Origin of the sequence: Hymenobacter sp. YC55 (assembly GCF_029433095.1) — a bacterium.
Taxonomy (GTDB): Bacteria; Bacteroidota; Bacteroidia; order Cytophagales; family Hymenobacteraceae; genus Hymenobacter.
Genome location: NZ_JARNTX010000001.1, coordinates 1,563,087 through 1,582,013, shown reverse-complemented (window position 1 = coordinate 1,582,013; position 18,927 = coordinate 1,563,087). Strand labels below are relative to the sequence as shown.

At 55.3% G+C, this 18,927-nt stretch carries 19 protein-coding genes; 9 read left to right on the top strand and 10 right to left on the bottom strand.

Annotated elements, in window-relative coordinates; genetic code table 11:
* Positions 1–372: 372 nt before the first annotated feature.
* From gldG to P1X16_RS06770, 4 genes are all read right to left on the bottom strand, one after another.
* A complete protein-coding gene (gldG, locus tag P1X16_RS06785; RefSeq protein ID WP_277227194.1) occupies positions 373–2,073 on the bottom strand; it encodes a gliding motility-associated ABC transporter substrate-binding protein GldG in 1,701 nt (566 codons plus the stop codon).
* A 116-nt stretch (positions 2,074–2,189) separates the two neighbouring features.
* A complete protein-coding gene (gene gldF / locus P1X16_RS06780) occupies positions 2,190–2,915 on the bottom strand; it encodes a gliding motility-associated ABC transporter permease subunit GldF (RefSeq protein ID WP_277227192.1) in 726 nt (241 codons plus the stop codon).
* Between the two features lie 88 nt (positions 2,916–3,003).
* Positions 3,004–3,912 (bottom strand): gliding motility-associated ABC transporter ATP-binding subunit GldA, encoded by a 909-nt coding sequence (gene gldA, locus P1X16_RS06775; RefSeq protein WP_277227190.1) that lies wholly within the window; start codon positions 3,910–3,912, stop codon positions 3,004–3,006.
* Between the two features lie 119 nt (positions 3,913–4,031).
* A complete protein-coding gene (locus P1X16_RS06770; RefSeq protein WP_277227188.1) occupies positions 4,032–4,724 on the bottom strand; it encodes an SDR family NAD(P)-dependent oxidoreductase in 693 nt (230 codons plus the stop codon).
* A gap of 9 nt (positions 4,725–4,733) precedes the next feature.
* On the opposite strand from P1X16_RS06770, the gene P1X16_RS06765 reads away from it, so the two are divergent.
* Positions 4,734–5,501 (top strand): DUF2807 domain-containing protein, encoded by a 768-nt coding sequence (locus P1X16_RS06765; protein WP_277227186.1) that lies wholly within the window; start codon positions 4,734–4,736, stop codon positions 5,499–5,501.
* 99 nt (positions 5,502–5,600) lie between these two features.
* On the opposite strand, the gene P1X16_RS06760 is transcribed toward P1X16_RS06765, so the two are convergent.
* Positions 5,601–6,314, bottom strand: a complete 714-nt coding sequence (locus P1X16_RS06760) for an SDR family oxidoreductase (protein ID WP_277227184.1) — start codon at positions 6,312–6,314, stop codon at positions 5,601–5,603.
* A 105-nt stretch (positions 6,315–6,419) separates the two neighbouring features.
* Here P1X16_RS06760 and P1X16_RS06755 point away from each other — a divergent pair, with 105 nt between their 5' ends.
* A complete protein-coding gene (locus P1X16_RS06755; protein ID WP_277227182.1) occupies positions 6,420–7,151 on the top strand; it encodes an ABC transporter permease in 732 nt (243 codons plus the stop codon).
* An 88-nt stretch (positions 7,152–7,239) separates the two neighbouring features.
* Positions 7,240–8,049 (top strand): ATP-binding cassette domain-containing protein, encoded by an 810-nt coding sequence (locus tag P1X16_RS06750; RefSeq protein ID WP_277227180.1) that lies wholly within the window; start codon positions 7,240–7,242, stop codon positions 8,047–8,049.
* A 117-nt stretch (positions 8,050–8,166) separates the two neighbouring features.
* Here the strand turns inward: P1X16_RS06750 and P1X16_RS06745 are convergent, their stop codons facing one another.
* On the bottom strand, positions 8,167–8,706 hold the full coding sequence (locus tag P1X16_RS06745; RefSeq protein WP_277227178.1) for a YfiT family bacillithiol transferase: 540 nt from the start codon (positions 8,704–8,706) through the stop codon (positions 8,167–8,169).
* Between the two features lie 128 nt (positions 8,707–8,834).
* Here P1X16_RS06745 and P1X16_RS06740 point away from each other — a divergent pair, with 128 nt between their 5' ends.
* Positions 8,835–9,494: a CPBP family intramembrane glutamic endopeptidase gene (locus tag P1X16_RS06740; RefSeq protein WP_277227176.1), complete on the top strand. Its 660-nt coding sequence runs from the start codon at positions 8,835–8,837 to the stop codon at positions 9,492–9,494.
* Between the two features lie 96 nt (positions 9,495–9,590).
* Here P1X16_RS06740 and P1X16_RS06735 read toward each other — a convergent pair whose 3' ends face one another.
* The 3 genes from P1X16_RS06735 to P1X16_RS06725 all read right to left on the bottom strand — a co-directional run bounded on the left by P1X16_RS06735 (position 9,591) and on the right by P1X16_RS06725 (position 12,201).
* Positions 9,591–10,214: a bifunctional nuclease family protein gene (locus P1X16_RS06735; protein WP_277227174.1), complete on the bottom strand. Its 624-nt coding sequence runs from the start codon at positions 10,212–10,214 to the stop codon at positions 9,591–9,593.
* Between the two features lie 150 nt (positions 10,215–10,364).
* Positions 10,365–11,342 (bottom strand): electron transfer flavoprotein subunit alpha/FixB family protein, encoded by a 978-nt coding sequence (locus P1X16_RS06730; protein WP_277227172.1) that lies wholly within the window; start codon positions 11,340–11,342, stop codon positions 10,365–10,367.
* 118 nt (positions 11,343–11,460) lie between these two features.
* A complete protein-coding gene (locus tag P1X16_RS06725; protein ID WP_277227170.1) occupies positions 11,461–12,201 on the bottom strand; it encodes an electron transfer flavoprotein subunit beta/FixA family protein in 741 nt (246 codons plus the stop codon).
* A gap of 77 nt (positions 12,202–12,278) precedes the next feature.
* On the opposite strand from P1X16_RS06725, the gene P1X16_RS06720 reads away from it, so the two are divergent.
* Positions 12,279–12,617 carry a tetratricopeptide repeat protein gene (locus tag P1X16_RS06720; protein WP_245124061.1) on the top strand — a complete coding sequence of 113 codons (339 nt, stop codon included), beginning with the start codon at positions 12,279–12,281 and terminating at the stop codon, positions 12,615–12,617.
* A gap of 15 nt (positions 12,618–12,632) precedes the next feature.
* Here P1X16_RS06720 and P1X16_RS06715 read toward each other — a convergent pair whose 3' ends face one another.
* Entirely contained in the window at positions 12,633–13,709 is a 1,077-nt protein-coding gene (locus tag P1X16_RS06715) for a cobalamin-dependent protein (RefSeq protein WP_277227167.1), read from the bottom strand.
* A gap of 134 nt (positions 13,710–13,843) precedes the next feature.
* On the opposite strand from P1X16_RS06715, the gene P1X16_RS06710 reads away from it, so the two are divergent.
* The 4 genes from P1X16_RS06710 to P1X16_RS06695 all read left to right on the top strand — a co-directional run bounded on the left by P1X16_RS06710 (position 13,844) and on the right by P1X16_RS06695 (position 18,912).
* A complete protein-coding gene (locus tag P1X16_RS06710; RefSeq protein ID WP_277227165.1) occupies positions 13,844–14,518 on the top strand; it encodes a response regulator transcription factor in 675 nt (224 codons plus the stop codon).
* Between the two features lie 82 nt (positions 14,519–14,600).
* Positions 14,601–15,968: an ATP-binding protein gene (locus P1X16_RS06705; protein WP_277227163.1), complete on the top strand. Its 1,368-nt coding sequence runs from the start codon at positions 14,601–14,603 to the stop codon at positions 15,966–15,968.
* Positions 15,969–16,486: 518 nt separating this feature from the next.
* A complete protein-coding gene (locus P1X16_RS06700; protein ID WP_277227161.1) occupies positions 16,487–17,767 on the top strand; it encodes a TolC family protein in 1,281 nt (426 codons plus the stop codon).
* 50 nt (positions 17,768–17,817) lie between these two features.
* Positions 17,818–18,912 (top strand): efflux RND transporter periplasmic adaptor subunit, encoded by a 1,095-nt coding sequence (locus P1X16_RS06695; RefSeq protein WP_277227160.1) that lies wholly within the window; start codon positions 17,818–17,820, stop codon positions 18,910–18,912.
* Positions 18,913–18,927 lie beyond the last annotated feature (15 nt).

Genomic DNA, 18,927 nt, shown 5'->3' with positions numbered 1-18,927 from the left:
AAACCTATTGGTTTACTGTAGTTGACGGGCTTTATTAATTCGAGAGCCTATGGTGTACATTATTTCTTTAGCTCCAGCCGTGGCGTGAAACCACCACTAAAATGAATATCCAAAATGTCAGCAACAGCAGGACTCCTATAATTTGCATCGAGTTATTCATCACGGACGATCCAGCAGTAGCGTATCGATTACCATACTGCTGTACCAAAACTGCACGCACCCGTTGCGGCTGCCAGTAGCGGCTGTAGAGATAGACAAACCCAATTAGCGCCAAGAAACTATTGTTAATTGAACTGATTATTACGTTTCCTAATAGGTCACTTAGTATTTCTCCTAACATGAAGACTACCTTATAATTAAAAACATAATAGCCTAAAACCCTGCGTACCGCCGCTTCCGTCGCCAAGCGCGGACAGCACCAAACGCTCCTAACAGCACCAATGGTGCAACCAGATTCAGCAATTGCCAAGTACGGCGCTGCTCAATAACCTTGAGCTTATCGAGGGGACGCAACGTGACTTGCTTGCTGCGCACGCCGATAAGGCCACTTTCGTCGAGCATGTAATCGACGGCGTTTAGCACTAGCTCACGGTTGGCAAATTCGGTGTTGGCGAGCCGGTCGAAGCCGAGGCGGAAGGGGCGGCCGGTTTTAGGGTCTAGTTCGGAGCGCACAAAGTCCCCGTCGGAAATCACCAGTACTTTGGAGGGCTTGGCTTGGGGCGAGGTAGCGGGCTGAAACTGCGTGGTGCCGGGTTGGGCCCGGTTGGCGTAGAGCGAACGGAACTGCCCTTCGAGCAAGTAGCCGACGGGCTCGAACTTGTCTTTGTAGAGCTTCCGGTCGGGTTGCAGGCGTGCGTCGTTCAGGTTGACGGGCACCGGCGAGGGTAACACCCGGGAGTAGCGCGAGGTAAAGAGCAGCGGCGTCTTGCGGATGCCGGTGGCCTTCACTGTGTCAATGGTGCTCACAAACTTGGTGTATACCGCATCGAGGTTGCGGGTGATGGGGTGCGTACTGAAGTTGTTGACCAGCGGATAGAACTGCCAAGGCATAGGTTCCACCTTTGGCTTGTCGCCTTCCTTGCCCGTCACGAGTGGAATAACGCCCGAATTAAGATCGAGAATCAAGTCGGCATTGACGCGCACGCCATACTTGAACAGCAGGTCGTCGAGGCCCACGGGTTGCGGGAAAGACAGCATGCCGGTGCGGGCGGCGCTGTCGAGGTTGACGCGCATGGCATCAACGAAAAACAGCGCGTTGCCGCCCTGCGTGATAAACTGGTCGAGCTTGAACTTCTCGGGCTCGGTATAAGCCGCGGCGGGCTTAGCCACGACAACGGCGCTGAGGGCCCGCAGGTCGCGCACTTTGCTTAGGTCGACGCGGTACACGTCGTAGTACTGGCTTAGCGAGCCAATCAGGTCTCCGGCTTCCGCATTGTTTAGCTCGCCGTGGCCTTCCACAATGCCAATCAGTTTGCGCTTGCCGGGGCTGAGCCTACGGATAGCGCTGGCCAGCTCGTACTCTAGCCCTTCAATGCTTTGGTTGAGGCGCACATCGGAAGGGGCCGCCTGGTTGCCACGCAACAGCAGCACTTGCTGCTCCTTGCCACCCGCCGACACGGTAGCCCACGGAAAAATGATTTTCTCAACTCGCTTGCCGTTTTCGTTGGCGCCGAGGTTGGTGGGGGTTAGGCCTTTCTTGAAAAGCGAAGCGTAATACTCGTTGCGGGCCTTTTCGGTACCAGCCGCCGACGGGTCGATAAACACGTATTTCAGATTGCCGCCACCGTAAACTTGCATTTCGTTGAGCGTCTCGCGCACCGCCTGTTGCAAGCGCCGAAACGCCGGCGGGAAGTCACCATCGAGGTACACCGTCACCGTAATAGGCTGCTTCAAGCCGGTCAGCAGTTGCCGGGTAGCCGCCGACATGGTGTAGCGTTTTTCCTGCGTGAGGTCGAGGCGAAAGAAAAACTGCTGGCCGATGAAATTGAGTAGTAGCAACGCCCCGACAACCGCCAGAAAGCGAAGCAGGTCACGGCGTTTGCGGGATTGATTTGGAAGCTGTTGTTCAGGCATATCTTGTCGGAGGCCTACCCCCCTATCCTCGTCTCTGGCAGAGACAAGAGACCGTTTTCTGTTCTAGAGTATCTATCGATCCTCCTTGCCGGGAGGCAAAGTAGCTTGAAGCGAGGTTACCAGTTTCGGCTTTGGAGTACCAGCTTAGTAGCCAGCAGCAAGCCAATAATCAAGCTAAGGAAGTAGGTCAGGTCCCGGGAGTCAATGAGGCCTTTGCTGATGTCGCGGTAATGGGCCGCAATACCAAGCTGGCTGATGTAGTACGCCGGCGCTCCATCGAAAACCGACGCCAGCGAATCGAAGCCGGAATACACCAGGAAGCAACCTACTACGGCTACCAGGAAGGCAATAATTTGGTCGCGAGTGATGGCGCTGGCGAAAATGCCAATAGCCGCAAAAACCGCCGCCAGCAGCGCTAATCCAATGTAAGACCCTACGGTAGCTGCCGAATCGATATTGCCTTCGGGGTTGCCGAGCTTGTACACCGAGTAGTAGTACAAAAGCGTGGGCAGCAGCGCCAGCAAGGCCAGCAGTAGGCAAGCCAGGTACTTTCCTCCTATTATCTGACTATCGGTGAGCGGCCGGGTGAGCAGCAGTTCGATAGTACCGGCTTTCTTTTCCTCGGCAAACGTGCGCATGGTGATGGCCGGAATCAGGAACAGGAAAATCCAGGGCGCCATGTTGAAGAGCGTCTGCAAGTCGGCAAAGCCATAATCCAGCACCGAGCTATCCGGAAAGACCCACACGAACAGGCCTGTAGCAACCAAAAACACCCCAATGACCACATACGCCACTGGGGAGTTAAGAAAGGAATTGAATTCTTTGCGAAGTATAGCGTACATCTATTCTTACTTGTTGAATTGTTAAGTGGCTGATTAGTAGATAAGCCGCAGCACGACCAGTCTTTTTACAATACAGCCATTCAACCACTTATTTCGTCAACGACTGGAACACCTTCTCCAAGGACTGTTCTTCCTGCCGCAGCCCAAGCAGCACCCACCCGTGCTGAGCAGCCAACCGCGAAATAGCGCCCCGCTGGTCGGTGCCGCCGGTGGCCCGGATGCGGTAAATATTTCCGGTTTCCACTTCCACCTGGCTGATGCCCGGCAACGCTTGTAGCAAGGCTGTATCAATGGCCTGCTCGAATTCGGCGCGAATCACGGTTTCCGTTTTGGCACGCGCGCCCAACTCCGATACCGGCGAGTCGGCCACGAGCTGGCCGCGGTTGATAATGACGGCGCGGCTACACAGGGCAGCTACTTCGGGGAGAATATGGGTGCTGAAAATGACTGTTTTGTCTTGCCCTAGCTCCCGGATGAGGTTCCGGATTTCGCCGATTTGGTTGGGGTCGAGGCCAGTGGTAGGCTCATCGAGTATCAACACGCCGGGGTCATGGATAAGGGCTTGCGCCAGACCTACCCGCTGGCGGTAGCCTTTCGAGAGGGCGCCAATCTGCTTGTTCTGCTCCCGGCCCAGGCCTACCCTATCCACCAGTTGCGGCACGCGGCGGCGCAACTCGCTGCCACGCAGGCCGTGCACCGAACCAATAAATTCTAGGTACTCGTGCACGTACATATCCAAGTACAGCGGATTGTGCTCGGGCAAATACCCCACGCGGCGGCGCACTTCCAGCGGGGCCGTCAGCACATCGTAGCCTTCGATGAGCACGGTGCCCGCCGAGGGCGGCAAATACCCGGTGGCCATTTTCATGGTCGTGGATTTGCCTGCGCCGTTCGGTCCCAAAAACCCAAGGATTTCGCCTTTCCCAACTGCAAATGAAATGTCATTCACGGCCGTTTGAGCGCCGAAGGTTTTACTTAAGTGTTGAACTTCTACCATATGCTGTAGCGCAAAGCTCCAGCTTCGCGCATCGTTGCTGATGTTGAACAATATCACAACCGCACGGCTTGAATCGTTCAACGATGCGCGCAGCTGGAGCTGCGTGCTTTATTCTGGCTTTACTTGGGTTGCGTAGGCCGCATTTGCACCTCGGAAATCATGACGGCGAAGGGAGCTTCCAGCGCGTGTACAATGGCGGCGGCAATGTCTTCGGGTTGCATCATGTGGGGGTTGGGCTCCTCGCCGGGGTTGGCCCCGTTGAAGTTGGTTTCCACCGAGCCGGGCATGATGCACGTTACGCGCACGCCATCGGGCCGCACTTCCTTGAACAACGCGTCCGAGAAGCCGCGCACGGCGTACTTGGTGGCGCAATAACCCGCCAGATTCGCGGTGCCGGCTGTGCCCGCCAACGAACCCACGTTCACGATATGGCCTTCGTGCTGCTGTTTCATGTACGGCAAAACGGCCTTGGTGCAATAGAACAGCCCGTGCACGTTGGTATCAAACATGGCGTGCCAGTCGTCGGAGGAAAAACCATCGACCGGCCCGAAGTTGCCGATGCCTGCGTTGTTGACCAACACGTGAATTTCGGCACCTAACTCCCGGCGGGTGTTCATGCACGCTTCCTGTACCGACTTCTCGTCGCGGATGTCGCACTCGAAAAACTGGAACCGCTCGTGGGTGAGCCCCTCCGGTGCGGAACGGCCCCAGCCGGCCACTACGGCACCTTTAGCCAATAAGGCATCGGCTGTGGCGCGCCCTATGCCTTTGCTGACGCCTGTGATAATGGCTACCTTGCCGCTTAGTTCCATGGCTGTAAGATGATGATTCGGATTGGATATGCGCCGCAAGTTAGCGGCCTGCGGTGGGTTTTACGCGCGCTACTGCTCGCGTGGCCATTAACAGCCTGCCAAGACAATGATTGCCTGAAAAGTGCTGGCCCCGTAACCACCGAACGACGCGACCTGGCTGCCTTCAAGGAACTCACCGCCACCGACAATGTAAACATCACGCTGGTGCCCGATACCACCACCTATGCCGAGGTTCGCACTGGCTCCCATTTGCAAGAAGATCTGAAGCTTGAAGTCCGCAACAATCACCTCTACGTCAGCAACCAAAGCACCTGCAACTGGGCCCGCAGCTACTCGGTGCTGCACGAAGTAACGCTGCACGTAAAGGAGTTGCCGGATATGTCGCTGTACGGCCAAGGCAATATCCGCACCGCCAGCCAGTTTCGAGCCGATACGCTTTTCCTACATCTGAAAGGCGCTGGCGACTACGACTTGGACATCAATAGCAAATACCTCTGGATCGACCAGTATGAGCTAGGCGACTACCGCCTACACGGGCAAACAGAAGACTTACGATTCAGCGGTGGTGGCTTAGGTCGTTTCCTAGCCACCGACTTGCGGGTGAGCAGCTACTGCTACCTCGATCTTTCGCTCTATGCCGACGGCGGTATTTATGTCAATACATCTGGCGAGTTAGGTGGTACCCACGCCGGCACTAGCACCATCTACTACACGGGCAACCCTTCCCAAATTGATGTCCGAATAACGGGCAAAGGAAAACTGGTGAAAACCAACTAGCAGTGTTATCAGCTAACAAGCAACGCGCAGATGGAAACAGCAGGCTGCTGTCCAACCCAATAGTTCACATCTGAACGCTGATTCATAACTATCAAATGTCTAAATGTCCCCCAGCTGTGGCCGAATCAGCAGTTCCTCTACTACAGCATGTGGCGAGAGGCTGTACGTGGAGAAAATAGCCTCGGCAACATCGTCGGACTGGATGAACCGTTCGGCGGGCAAGTCAACGCCGGCCCAACTGGCGGTAAGCGTGGCGCCGGGTAGCACGGCCGTCACGCGCACATTGTGCTCTTTAAGTTCTTCGCGCAGGTTGCGGGTCAGGCCGTAGAGTGCGTGCTTGGCAATGCCATAGGAGCCGCCATTGGGGTAGGCTGTGATACTCGCCGTGGAACAGATGGTGAAGATGTGGCCTTGGCGCCGTGCAATCAGGCCAGGCAGCAGCGGCAACGTCACGTCGTAGGCACTGAGCAGGTTAGCGGCCAACATCTGGCGCAGTTGCGAACCGTCGGCGGGCTCGTCTTGCAACCTTCCCGGCAAAAAAGCGCCCGTATTGTTAACGAGTACGTCCACCTCCCCTTCCAAGCTCAACACAAAATCTGTGAAACGGCGACAGTCCTCTTGTTTACTTAGATCGGCTGGCAACGTATGTAGTACGGCACCGGGAACTTCCTCGTTCGTAGCTGTTTGTAGTTCGGCTAGGTCGCTAGCGGAGCGGGCACAAGTAACGACTGGCCGTCCGGCGCGTAGGAAGCGTAGTACGATGGCCCGCCCAATGCCTTTTGTTCCCCCAGTTACCACGACATATTTTTCCATTCCTTTGATTACTGTTGCGCTTTTTACGTAAGGATTTTCAGCCGTTCGAATCTACCAACCGGCGTTCTGCCGCAAGTATCCGCTTTTACTCTCACTTCTCTCCCCATGGTCAAAACTTTCGGCTCTTTTATTCTCTTCATCCAGAGCATGCTCGTCCGGAAAGAGCGGTTTGCTGTGCTCTGGAACCGTACTATCGATGAGTGCATCCTCATCGGCACCGATTCGGTTTTTATTGTCGCCATTGTATCCGCTTTTATCGGCGCAGTTACGTGCGTACAGATTTCCTATAACCTCGTAAGTCCGCTCATTCCAAAGTCCACCATCGGGTACATGGTGCGCGAAATGACGATTCTGGAGTTAGCGCCTACCATTACCAGCATTGTATTGGCAGGCAAAGTTGGGTCGAGTATTGCGGGTGGTTTGGGTACCATGCGTATTACCGAGCAGGTAGCGGCGCTAGAAGTTATGGGTATCAACTCGGCGTCTTACCTAGTTTTGCCTCGCATTGTGGCGGCTATTCTCATGTTTCCGCTGCTCGTGATTCTGGCTATGTTGCTCTCCATCCTGGGTGGCTACCTGGCAGGCACACTCACCGGTGCTATTTCGGCCGCCGAATATATCGAGGGTATCCGCAGCGACTTTATTCCTTACAACATCACCTTCGCTCTAATCAAGTCGGTGGTATTTGCTTTCCTTGTGTCGTCTATCTCGGCTTTCAAAGGCTATTTCACCGAAGGTGGCGCCTTGGAAGTAGGAGCCGCTAGCACAGGTGCCGTTACTAATTCTATCATTGCCATCCTGCTGGCTGATTTCGTACTAGCCGCAATTCTTCTCTAGAAGTGTAGTGCTACTGGTCTTATGCGGCGTACTCATGGTAGCACGCGGTTCCAAAGACTAGCGAATCACAACTGTAGCTTTTCTTCTTATGATTGAGATACATAATATCCAGAAGTCTTTCGACGGCAACCCGGTTCTGCGGGGCATCAACTGCACCTTCGAGACAGGCAAGTGTAATTTGCTTTTAGGCGGCTCGGGTACTGGTAAAAGCGTGTTGCTGCAATGCATTGTCGGCCTCATCAAACCTGACTTGGGCAGCATCACCTTCGATGGCACCGTGTTTACCAATAATAAGGTGGATATCCGCCAGGAGATTCGGCGCAAGATCGGGATGCTGTTTCAGGGCTCGGCCTTGTTCGACTCGATGACAGTGTATGAAAACACCGAGTTTCCGTTGAAGATGCTGACGCCGGAAATGACCAAGGAAGAGCGCCGCGACCGGGTGGAATTCTGCTTGAAGCGCGTTGGGCTCGAAAATGCCGGCAACAAGATGCCCTCCGAAATTTCGGGGGGTATGAAGAAGCGGGTGGGTATTGCCCGTGCTATTGCTCCCAACTGCACCTACCTGTTCTGCGACGAACCCAACTCTGGCCTCGACCCGGCCACCAGCATCAAGATCGACGAGCTCATCTACGAAATTACCCACGAATACAACATCACCACTGTGGTCATCACCCACGACATGAACTCGGTGGTGGAAATCGGGGACCATATCATCTTCCTACACAAAGGCGAGAAGCTTTGGGACGGCAACAAAGACCAGATCCTGAACGCCAAAGTGCCGGAGCTTCGCGAGTTCATCTTTAGCAGCAGCCTCGTTCGAGCCGCTAAGCGTGTGGACGAGGAATCGGAAGGTGGCCTCGAAGCCTTGGCCAACGAGCCCTTATCGGAAGTATGAGTCTCCTAAGCACCTATTCCGCTACAGCAATTTGATGCCACTTGGCAAAGCACGAAGCCCTGACTTTCTCTCGAAGGTCAGGGCTTCGTGCTTATAAGGGGCGACGAAACGCTACAACTACCAGCCTTGCCGTTTGCGCAGTTCGGTGATATGCGCCAAGTGGTGCCGGCCATGCCAGGAATACATCACGAGGGCTTCATCCAGCGTAAAATCGCGCTGGGTGCCGGGGTGATAGAAGGTACGTTGCCATTGGCCGGCACTGAGGTTGCGCAGCAAGATGGTCCACCGAATGTGCAGGGACTCCAGCATGGCCAACGATACAGCAGGGGGTGTAACAGCTATATCGGGTAGTTCGGCCCAGGCTTGCTCGTCGTAAGGGCGCACCGTAGGGTTCTCTTCGGTGAGAGCTAGGCGAAAACGGGTGTAGCTGTTTAGGTGCGAATCGGGCAGGTGGTGTATCACTTGGCGCACCGTCCAGCCGCCGGGGCGGTAAGGGGTATCAAGCTGGGCTGCACTCAAACCCGTAACGGCCGCCCGCACCTGGTCAGGCAGCAAAGCAATATGCGCAATGTGGGCTATGCGCGCGCCGGGCTCCAGTGGCCCCGTGGGCAGTGCGGGTTGACCAATAGGATAGCGCAAATCCAGGGAAGCATCCATAGTTGTTGAAGTAAGCATCCCACGAAACTCCGTCGGGACAGCACAAGTCTACGCATTTAACCTTTTGGTCATGCCGCCACCCTCGATAATCCGTAGATGATTCTGACGGCTTCTAATCTTAATGTACTGTGGAGCAACTTACTGGAAAGCCGCTGACGTGGCGCTGGGCAGAATGGTTGCTGCTGTTTATAGCCGTTCCGGTGGCGTTGCGCATCTGGTGGCAGCCCCTGGTACTGCTGGCGCTACTTGTGCTAACTACCATCTGGGGTATTTGGTGGCTAAAACAGCAGCGACTGCCTCACTATCAACCTCTCTGGCGTGGCCCCGCCGGTCGAAACGAGCGGCGCCAATTAAAGCGCTTGCTGTGGCGCTTTGCTTTGAGTACCGGCTTGTTGATTGCCACAGTATGGATTTTTATACCCGCTAAGCTCTTCGACATGCCACGTACACAGCCTAAGTTGTGGCTGTTGATCTTGGCCTTTTATCCCTTGTTTTCCGTCTACCCGCAGGAAATTATCTACCGGGCTTTATTCTTCGCCCGTTACCGGCCGTTGTTTCGAGGTGCCTACGCCACGCTGCTGGCTAGTGCTGGTGCGTTCGGCTTTATGCATTTGGTGTTTCAAAACTGGCCGGCGGTGCTACTTACGCTCATTGGCGGTTGGCTTTTTGCCGAAACCTACGCCCGCACCTACTCCCTGCGGTTGGTGTGGCTGGAACATTCGCTCTACGGAGCACTTATTTTCACCGTGGGCCTTGGCGATTATTTCTACCACGGCAACGTAGGGTGAAAAAGCGAATAGTAGGGCTTGTGGTACCACTACTTACTAAGCAAAAAGGCCACACCTTGTAGGGTGTGGCCTTACTGTATCTGAAGTTCAATCAAACTAGCTGTCGCGCTTGTTTAGCTCGTCGCGAATTTTGGCAGCTTTTTCGTAATCCTCTCGCTCCAGCGCTTGAGCCAGCATTTTGGTTAGCTCATCCAAGGAAACCTGGCCGCTTGGGTCGCGAGGCGCAGGCTCGGGCTTGGCTGGACCGCTTGGGCTGTCGTCATCATCCTCGTCATCTTCATCGTCGGAGTCTTCCGCGTTTTCGTCGAGTTCCGACAATATAATGCCCGCTTCGCTCAGCACGCTTTCCACCGTGAAGATGGGCACCCCGAAACGCAAGCCAATAGCAATGGCATCGGAAGGGCGGGAATCCAACTCGAACGTGGTAGCACCATCGGAGCACACAATTTTCGAGTAGAAGACGCCTTCTTTGAGGTCCGAGATTATCACTTCTAGCACGGCAACGTGCACATGCTCGGCGAAGGATTTAAACAAATCGTGCGTGAGCGGCCGATTCGGATTTATTTTCTCTATCTGGATGGCAATGCTCTGCGCCTCGAACATACCAATGATAATGGGCAGGCGGCGGTTGCCAGTTTTCTCGCCTAGAATCAAGGCGAAGGAACCGGACTGCGACTGGCTGGAGGAGAGGCCGAGGATTTCGAGCGGTATTTTTTTCAAGGGTCTTGGTGACTTTAAGACTTAAGTATCGGCCTTAGTACGTGCAAAGAAAACAAAGGCTTCCGGCTCGTACTATAAGAAACGAAAAAAGACTTGAGAATCCGTTGCGTGGTTTCACCCTATACGGCGGATTCTCAAGCCCCTACGTTTCTAGCTTAGCTCTTTTACAGCTTGGGTCAACTTCGGCAGCACATCGAACACGTCGCCAACGATGCCGTAGTCGGCCGCTTTGAAGAACGGGGCCTCCGGGTCTTTGTTGATAACGACAATCACCTTCGACGAGTTGACGCCGGCCAAGTGCTGGATAGCACCCGAGATACCACAGGCAATGTACAGGTTCGGCGACACGGTGATACCCGTTTGGCCTACGTGCTCGTGGTGAGGGCGCCAGTCTACGTCGGAAACGGGCTTGGAGCAAGCCGTGGCCGCGCCAATAGCTTTGGCTAGGTCCTCAATCAGATTCCAGTTTTCGGGGCCTTTCATGCCACGGCCACCGGAAACTACTTTATCGGCTTCGGGCAGCAGGATACCGCCAGCTTGGTCTTGCATCACCACCTGCTTGGGCGCATCCGCAAAGTCGGCATCGGTGAGTTGGGCCGAGAAGCTTTCCACTTGGGCCGTTTTGCCGGCTTCGTGTAGGGCTTCGATAGAATTCTTTTTAACAGCAATGATTTTCCGCTCGCCTTCCAGCTTCACATCGGCAAAGGCTTTGCCGGAGAAAGCACCGCGCTTCACCACGAAGCTGCCACCGTCGGTTTTGGGCAGCTCTACTACGTTGGTAGCCAAGCTAGCCTGCAACCGCACCGATAGGCGCGAACCAACCGAAGCGCCAATATTGGAATTGGCTAGTACAATTATTTTAGAATCTTCTTTTTGGGCGGCAGCAGCAATAAGCTTGGTGTAGGCACCATTCACAAAGTCCTTGAGGCGGGGTTCCGCATCATAGAGCACCTTGCTGATGCCTTGCTCGCCTAGCTTGGCCAAGTTTGCTTCGGTAGCCTCGCCTACGGCAACAGCCGTGGCGGTAGTACCGAGCATTTGGGCTACTTGGCTGCCATAAGAAGCCACTTCCAGCGACGATTTTTTTACCTCGCCGCCATCACACTCAACAACAACTAGAACAGACATTTCTTTGAAATTTAGATGTAAGTCAGGCCGTCAGGCGGAGCTTGCTGAAGTGGGTTGCTAGGTCAGTAAACAAGGTTACCGGGCTAGAAAGACACGTTGGCAAGCGCTGCTTTATGGTCTAGATAACTTTCGCTTCGTTGCGGAGCAGCTTAATTAGCTCGCCAGCATTTTCGGCGGGAATAAGCTTAACACCTTGCTTTTTGGGCGGAAGCGCATACTCGGCAACCGCAGTGCGCGGAGCATCGCCGGTAGGCTCAACAACTTTCAGCGGTTTGGTACGGGCCGTCATGATGCCGCGCATGTTTGGAATGCGGGGCTCGCACATCGGCTGCTGGCACGAAGCCACGAAGGGTGTGTTTACTTGTACAATCTCTTTACCGCCCTCGATTTCGCGCTCGAGCGTAGCAGTGTTGCCACTCATGTCGAGCTTCATGGCTGGAGCTACCGTTGGAATGCCCAACAGCTCCCCTACCATGCCGTGCACCTGGAAGCCATTGTAGTCGATGCTCTCCTTGCCCATCAGAATTACGTCGTAGGCGCCTTCTTTGGCTACGTTGGCAATTTGCTGCGCAACAAAAAAAGCATCCTTCGGAGCGGCATTCACCCGGATAGCATCATCGGCCCCGATGGCCAAGGCCTTGCGAATGTTGGGCTCGGTATCGGCCTCGCCCACGTTGAGCACCGTGACGGTGCCGCCGCCCTGAGCTTCTTTTAGCTCAATGGCGCGCGTGAGGGCATATTCATCCCAAGGATTAATCACGAATTGGACACCCGCCTTATTGAACTCCTTATTGTCGGGAGTGAAGGCAATTTTGGTGGTCGTGTCGGGTACGTTGCTGATGCAAACGAGAAACTTCATCTACGGCTGCTTGAGTGGGAGGATAAACTACGGGAAAGCCCCAAATTTGGGGCAAAGATACTGAAAACTCCTGCCTGATGGAAACCCAACCTAGCCGCCTACAACAACTTCTGGCCTTCTACCAAGACGAGCCCAACGACCCCTTCACGATATATGCCTTAGCTACCGAGTATAAGGCCACTGAGCCGCTTCGAGCTTTGGAATATTTTCAGAAACTCCTAGTCGAGCATCCTGACTACGTGGGCACGTATTACCACGCCGGCAAGCTACTCGAACAAATTCAGAAGCCAGAAGAGGCCGAAAAAGTTTACCGTGAAGGGTTGCGCGTGAGCCGTCAAGCCGGCCAGATGCACGCCGCCAGCGAATTACAACAAGCCCTGAACCAGTGCCTGGGTTTAGATTACGAGGACGACTAGCAGCGCCCAGCTTACTTAAGCCAGCGCACTTACTTTTTTGCCGCTAAACATTCGCTTGGCTTCTTCAATGGCTTGCATGGCGTCGGGGGCCCAACCGTCGGCGCCAACAACCTGCCAAAGACTGGTGTCAGCGTTAAAAGGCGCTCCACCTACCATGACGCGAGTGGTAGCGCAAGCTGCGGGGCGCTCAGCTAACAGTTCCCGTACTCGTGCTACGTGGTGGCTCATAGAAGCTCCTATCACCAGCAACTCGGCGCGGTGGGCTAATACTGCCTGCCAAACCGAAGCCGCTGGCGTGTTGGCGCCCAAGAAGTACGCATCCCAACCGTCTGATTCCAGAAAGTCGCTCACGATGCGCAGGGGCATCACGTGCAGGTCGCCGGAAAGGGTAGCTGCTACCAGCCGGCGGCCATTGCGTGGGGTGGCCATCAGGTGGGCGTGCAAGGTGGCAATAGCCAATTCGGTGGCGGCAGTGCAATAGTGCTCCTGGGCCACATTAATTTGACTTTGATGCCACAGACGCCCAACTTCCCGCTGCACTGGCTGAAATACATACAAGTAGATGGCGCGCACGTGGGCACCTTCGCGCATAGCTTGCCGAATACCCATTAAAGCCTCCGTGCGTTGTCCGGCCAGTAGTCGCGCCAAGTATTGCCGGGCAATGTCTACCAATGGAGCGCCATCTATTAAAGCTGAAACCGTATCCGTCGGCAGTGGTGTAGGGGGCTTGCTCAATAGCGCTAACCCGGCGTAGAAGTAAGGGAGCGTTAGGTGATAGTCGGTGATGGTTAAGCGCTGGCTAACGACTTGGCGCAGCACATTAAGTTCTTGCCGCAACTGCTCGTCGCGCTTTGGCGTGGCGGCGGGCACATGCCGGGCGTACTCTAAGTGCGCTTCCAACAACGACATGCTGTTCATTAGCAGAGCGTCAGCAAGGGGCTGGCAATGGCTCTGCAAATCTTCCAGCAGCTCTGCTTCCGTAAGGCCAAGCAACCGGGTTGAAAGTTGGCTGGCAGCGGCGCGGGCTAAAGCAGGCGCTTGCTCATATAAGAAATCAGCAATACCCTGATGCTGAGCAGACACTTTGGACATCAAAAAAACAGGCAGCTAAAAACTAAGTTGTTGTCTGCACCTTTAGCAAATGCTTTAATGCCTGCAGTACGTATCCCTGCGCTAGTTGGTTTGCAAAAAGCTAATCCACCCTATGCCTTTAACTACAATCAAGTATGAGAATCCTGCTGATAGAAGACGAACCCAAAGTATCGGCTTTCATCCGTCGGGGACTGGAAGAAGAGGGATTTACGGTGGACACGGCCTTCGATGGCGACATGGGCGGACGTTTGGCGTTGAGCCAAGCCTATGAGTTGATAATTCTGGATGTAATACTGCCTCACCGCAATGGCTACGAGGTCTTGAGCGTCATTCGCCAGCACGACCAGCAGGTGCCCGTGCTAATGCTCACGGCGTTGGGCGCCACCCAAGACAAACTCCAAGGTTTCAACGGTGGCGCCGACGACTACTTAGTCAAGCCCTTCGACTTCCCCGAACTCGTAGCCCGCGTGCGGGCCCTGACGCGCCGCCGCGGCCACGAAGTGAAAGGGGCCGTACTGACCCTCGCCGACTTAACCTTGAATACCACGGCCAAGACGGTAACCCGTGCCGGGCAGCCCATCAAGCTCACGGCCCGTGAGTTTGGGTTGCTAGAGCTGTTTATGCGCCACCCGGGCCGCGTACTGAGCCGCGCCGAAATAGCCGAAAACTCGTGGGAAGAATCTTTCGACTCCGGCTCCAACGTTATCGACGTGTACGTGAATTACCTGCGCAATAAAGTGGATAAAGGCTTCGAGCAGAAGCTGATTCATACCGTCGTGGGCATGGGCTACGTGTTGCGGGTGGAGTAAAGTGGGTTAGCCGCTTCAACCATTCGCCGTTCATCCTATTTATGGCATTCGTGCTTATCAACGCCTCTTCACTTCACCATTCATGACCATCCGCAACCGTTTGACGTGGCTCTTTGTGGGGTTGGTGGCCGTGCTGCTGCTGGCGGTGATGTCGGTGATTTATATTCTTCAAACCGACTACACTCATCAGGAATTTCATCAGCGCCTGCGCGACCGGGCCGAGGTGACGGGCTACGTGTTTCTGGAGCAGGATGAACTACGAGCCGAAGCATTCCGTGACTTTCAGCGGCGCTATTTGCGCACCCTTGCCGGCGAGGTCCTGCAGATTTACGATGCCAAGCTAACGCCGCGCTTTATCGAGCAAGACGAGCGGGTGCAGATTTCCGACGCTATCCTGGTCCGCATTCTGACGGAGAAGCTCGTGTATTTCGACGTGGGCCCGCGTCAGGCGGTGGGGTTGTTCTACCACGATAACCAAGGCGACTATATTATTGTGGCGGCCGCTAAAAACCATTCGGGTCAAGCCCGGCTGGAACACTTGGCTACTATTTTGGCTTGCATCTTCGTGATTAGCCTAGTGGTTATTTACGTGGCCGGGCGGTTGTTTGCGGGCAAGGCACTGGCTCCTATTGCCGCCGTCAACGACCAGGTGGACCGCATCACGGCGCAAGATTTGCACCGGCGCGTCGATGCCAATATCAGCCATGAGCAAGATGAAATTACCCGGTTGGCCCGCACCTTCAACCGGCTGCTGGAACGGTTGGAGGAAAGTTTTGAAGGCCAACGCACCTTCGTCAGCAATGCCTCGCACGAGTTGCGGACGCCACTTACCGCTACTATTGGGGAATTGCAGGTGCTGCTGAATCGTGACCGGGACCCTGTTGCTTACCGCGAAGCCGTGGCCTCGGTGCTAACCGAGTTGCAGCAACTAAAGCAGCTTCTCAACAACCTGCTCGACCTCAACCAAACCAGCAACGCCCACCTCACCGACGACTTGCGGCTAGACGAGTTGCTTTGGGAAGCCCGGGAAGCAGTAGCGCCCGACCAGCGCCGGCGCGTGCACATCACCCTCGACGAGTTGCCACCCGACCCGACCCCATTAGAAATCCACGGCAACCGCCAACTGCTAAGCCGGGCCCTCACTAACCTGCTCGACAACGCCCTCAAGTATTCTGCCCCCGATGCGCCCGTTGTTGTGCGCTTCGCTTACGCTGCTGGCCGCACTCGAATACAGGTGACGGACCAGGGCATTGGTATTTCGGAAAAGGCATTGCCGCAGATATTTCAGCCTTTCTACCGCGCCGACAACGCGCGTGCCGTGGTAGGCCACGGAGTTGGCCTACCGCTGGCCCGCCGCATTATTGAGTTGCACGGCGGGCAGTTGCACATTTACTCACGCTTAGGCGAAGGAACCACAGCGGAGGTAGTATTTGCAGCGGCACATAGATAAACGCCAAAGAAGCTTGTTTTAAAGGTGACCACTCGTTGAACGGCATCAGACATCAATAGACCGTCATGCTGAGCGCAGCCGAAGCATCTCGCTAGTGTGGTAAACCCTTCTGTCAGCTCAATGATTCGAGCGAGCTGCTTCGGCTTCGTTGCACTGCGCTCAGCATGACAATAGTTTTACAATGTCGGTACCCGAGATGCTTCGACAGGCTCAGCATGACATAGGGAATAAACAGCGATTATCAACCATCCCTCCTCTAAGAAGCAGAACTAGCTCTCTGGTCGTAGCCCTAGAACATAATCTGCATTAATACATCGCTCACAATGTGCTATAACTAACTAGTGACTACACTGGCCTTGCAGACTATTTTTCTTTGATCGAACAATCAAAATCTTCCTTTACGACCTCTAAATGCCCATTTTTAAAATATTATCAGTTTCTAATCTGTTTCTAATCTACCTCTAATTCAGGCCTAATACCCCCCGCGTACTCTTGCATATCCAAACACCAAATAGGATATGCAACGCCTCTGTTTTCTACTGCTGACGGCCCTGCTGCTCGGCTTTACCCCTCGCACTGCTTCGGCTGCCCCACTTAGCGCCGATACTGTAAAACTTACCCTGCCCGAGGCCGAGCAACGGTTTCTGCAGAACAACCTGAGTTTGCTGGCTCAGCGCTACAACGTATCGGCGGCCGAGGCTCAGATTTTACAGGCCAAGCTTTGGGATAACCCAACCATCTACCTGGAGCAGAACGCCTACAACCAGCAGACCGGCCGGGTGCTGGACGTGACGCGCACCGGCAACTCTATTGTGCAGGTGCAGCAGCTGTTTGCCATTGCGGGCCGCCGCAAAGCCGCTGCCAAGGTAGCGCAGCAAAACGCGCTGGCCGAGCACTTCAACCTCGAAGACTTGCTCCGGACCCTGCGCTACCAACTCCGTAGCACGTTCTACGACCTGTACTACAAGCAGCAGAGCGTGCGCGTGTACGACCTGGAAGTGACCAGCTTCCAGCGCACGGTCAACCTCTACCAAGGCCAATACGACAAGGGCAATATTGCCCTCAAGGAAGTTATCCGCCTGAAAGCCTTTCTGTTCCAGCTGCGCAACGAGCGGCAAGCTCTCCTCAACGACATTGCCTCTGAACAAGCCGACCTGCGCATCCTGATGCGCGACACGTCCGGGGCCTACTATGTGCCCACCGCCGACGATAACCGCCTGCAAGCACTGAACCTGGCGGGCCGTACCGAGCAACAGCTTATTGATTCGGCGCAAGTGAACCGCGCCGACGTGAAGGCTCGGCAAGCCACCCTGCAACAGCAAAACCAGAACCTGCGCTACCAACGGGCCCTAGCCGTTCCTGACTTGTCGGTGGGCTACGTCTACGACCGGGCCGGCAACTACATCCAGAACTACAACGCCCTCACGCTCGGTATTGCGGTGCCCATCTTCAACCGCAACCAGGGCAATATTCGCACGGCTCAGAGCCAGATTGAAATCAGCAAAGCCCAACTAAGCCAGCAGCAGCTCCAAGTACAGAACGACGTGCAGGAAGCTTGGCGCCAAGCCAGCCAGACCGACGCCCTCTACCAAACCGCCGGCCGCGAAACCCGCGACTTCGACCGCCTGATGAAGGGCATCGACGAAAGCTACGCCAAGCGCAACCTCACCATCGTGGAGTACCTCGATTTCTACGAGAGCTACAAAAACAACCTCGTGCAGCTCAACGCCCTGAGGTCCAACCGGATTCGCGCCTTCGAGCAGCTCAACTTCGCCGTGGGCCGGCCCCTGTTCAACTAACTGCCTCTATCCATCCTTCACGCTCCCGAAAGTTTAAGTCCTCGATTTATATGAACCGCTTCGCCCCCCTCCTACCCGTTGCCCTCGGCCTGTTGCTGACCGGCTGCTCTACCACTCCCGAAGCTGATACCAAGCCGAAAGCCGATGCTGGTTTCACTCTTTCCGACCAGATGATGAGCGAGTTAAAGATTGACACAGTCCGCAACGAGCCCATCCGCAACGAATTAACCCTTTCGGGCCAGATTGCCACCAACGGCGACAAAACCGTGCAGGTATACCCGCTGGTGGGCGGCGTGGTGGAACAGCTCACGGTGGAACTCGGCGACCATGTCACGAAAGGCCAGGTGCTAGCCGTGATTCGGAGCGGGGAAATAGCCGACCTGCAAAACCAGAGCAGCAGCGCCGGCACCGACCTCGCCATTGCCCAGAAAAACCTCTCGGTGCTGGAAGACCAATATGCTGCGGGCCTTGCCTCGGAGCGCGACGTAAGCCTGGCCCGCCAGGAGCTGCGCAAGGCCCAGGGCAACGTGGGCAAGAGCCGCAAGCAGCTCGCCATCTACGGCGTATCACCGGACGGCACCTACACACTGCGGGCCCCTATTTCCGGCTTCATCACCGAGAAAAACGTGACCGACCACATGCAGTTCAACGACGACAATGTGGGCAGCCTGTTCACGGTCAGCAACTTGGATGATGTGTGGATCATGGCCAATGTGTTTGAGGCCGACATTGCCAAGGTGAAAGAAGGCTACGCCGCCGATGTCACGACCCTCGCCTACCCCGACCAGCACTTCACGGGCCGCATCGACAAGGTGTTCAACGTGCTCGACCCGGAAAGCAAGGTGATGCGGGTGCGGGTGCGCCTCGAAAACCCCGGCTACCTGCTTAAGCCCGAAATGTACGCCCAAATCAAGGTGCGCAACACCGAAACCGGCCGCATGCTGGCCGTGCCCGCCAAGTGCGTGGTGTTCGACAAGGACCGCAACTTCGTGATGGTGTTCAAAGACCGGCACCACATCGAAACCCGCGAGGTGGAAATAACCAAAACCGTGGGTGATGTAAGCTACGTGCACTCCGGCCTCCACGACGGCGAGCGAATCATTGCCCAAAACCAGCTGCTGGTTTACGACGAGCTGAACGACTAGCTGCACGTCTGCTGA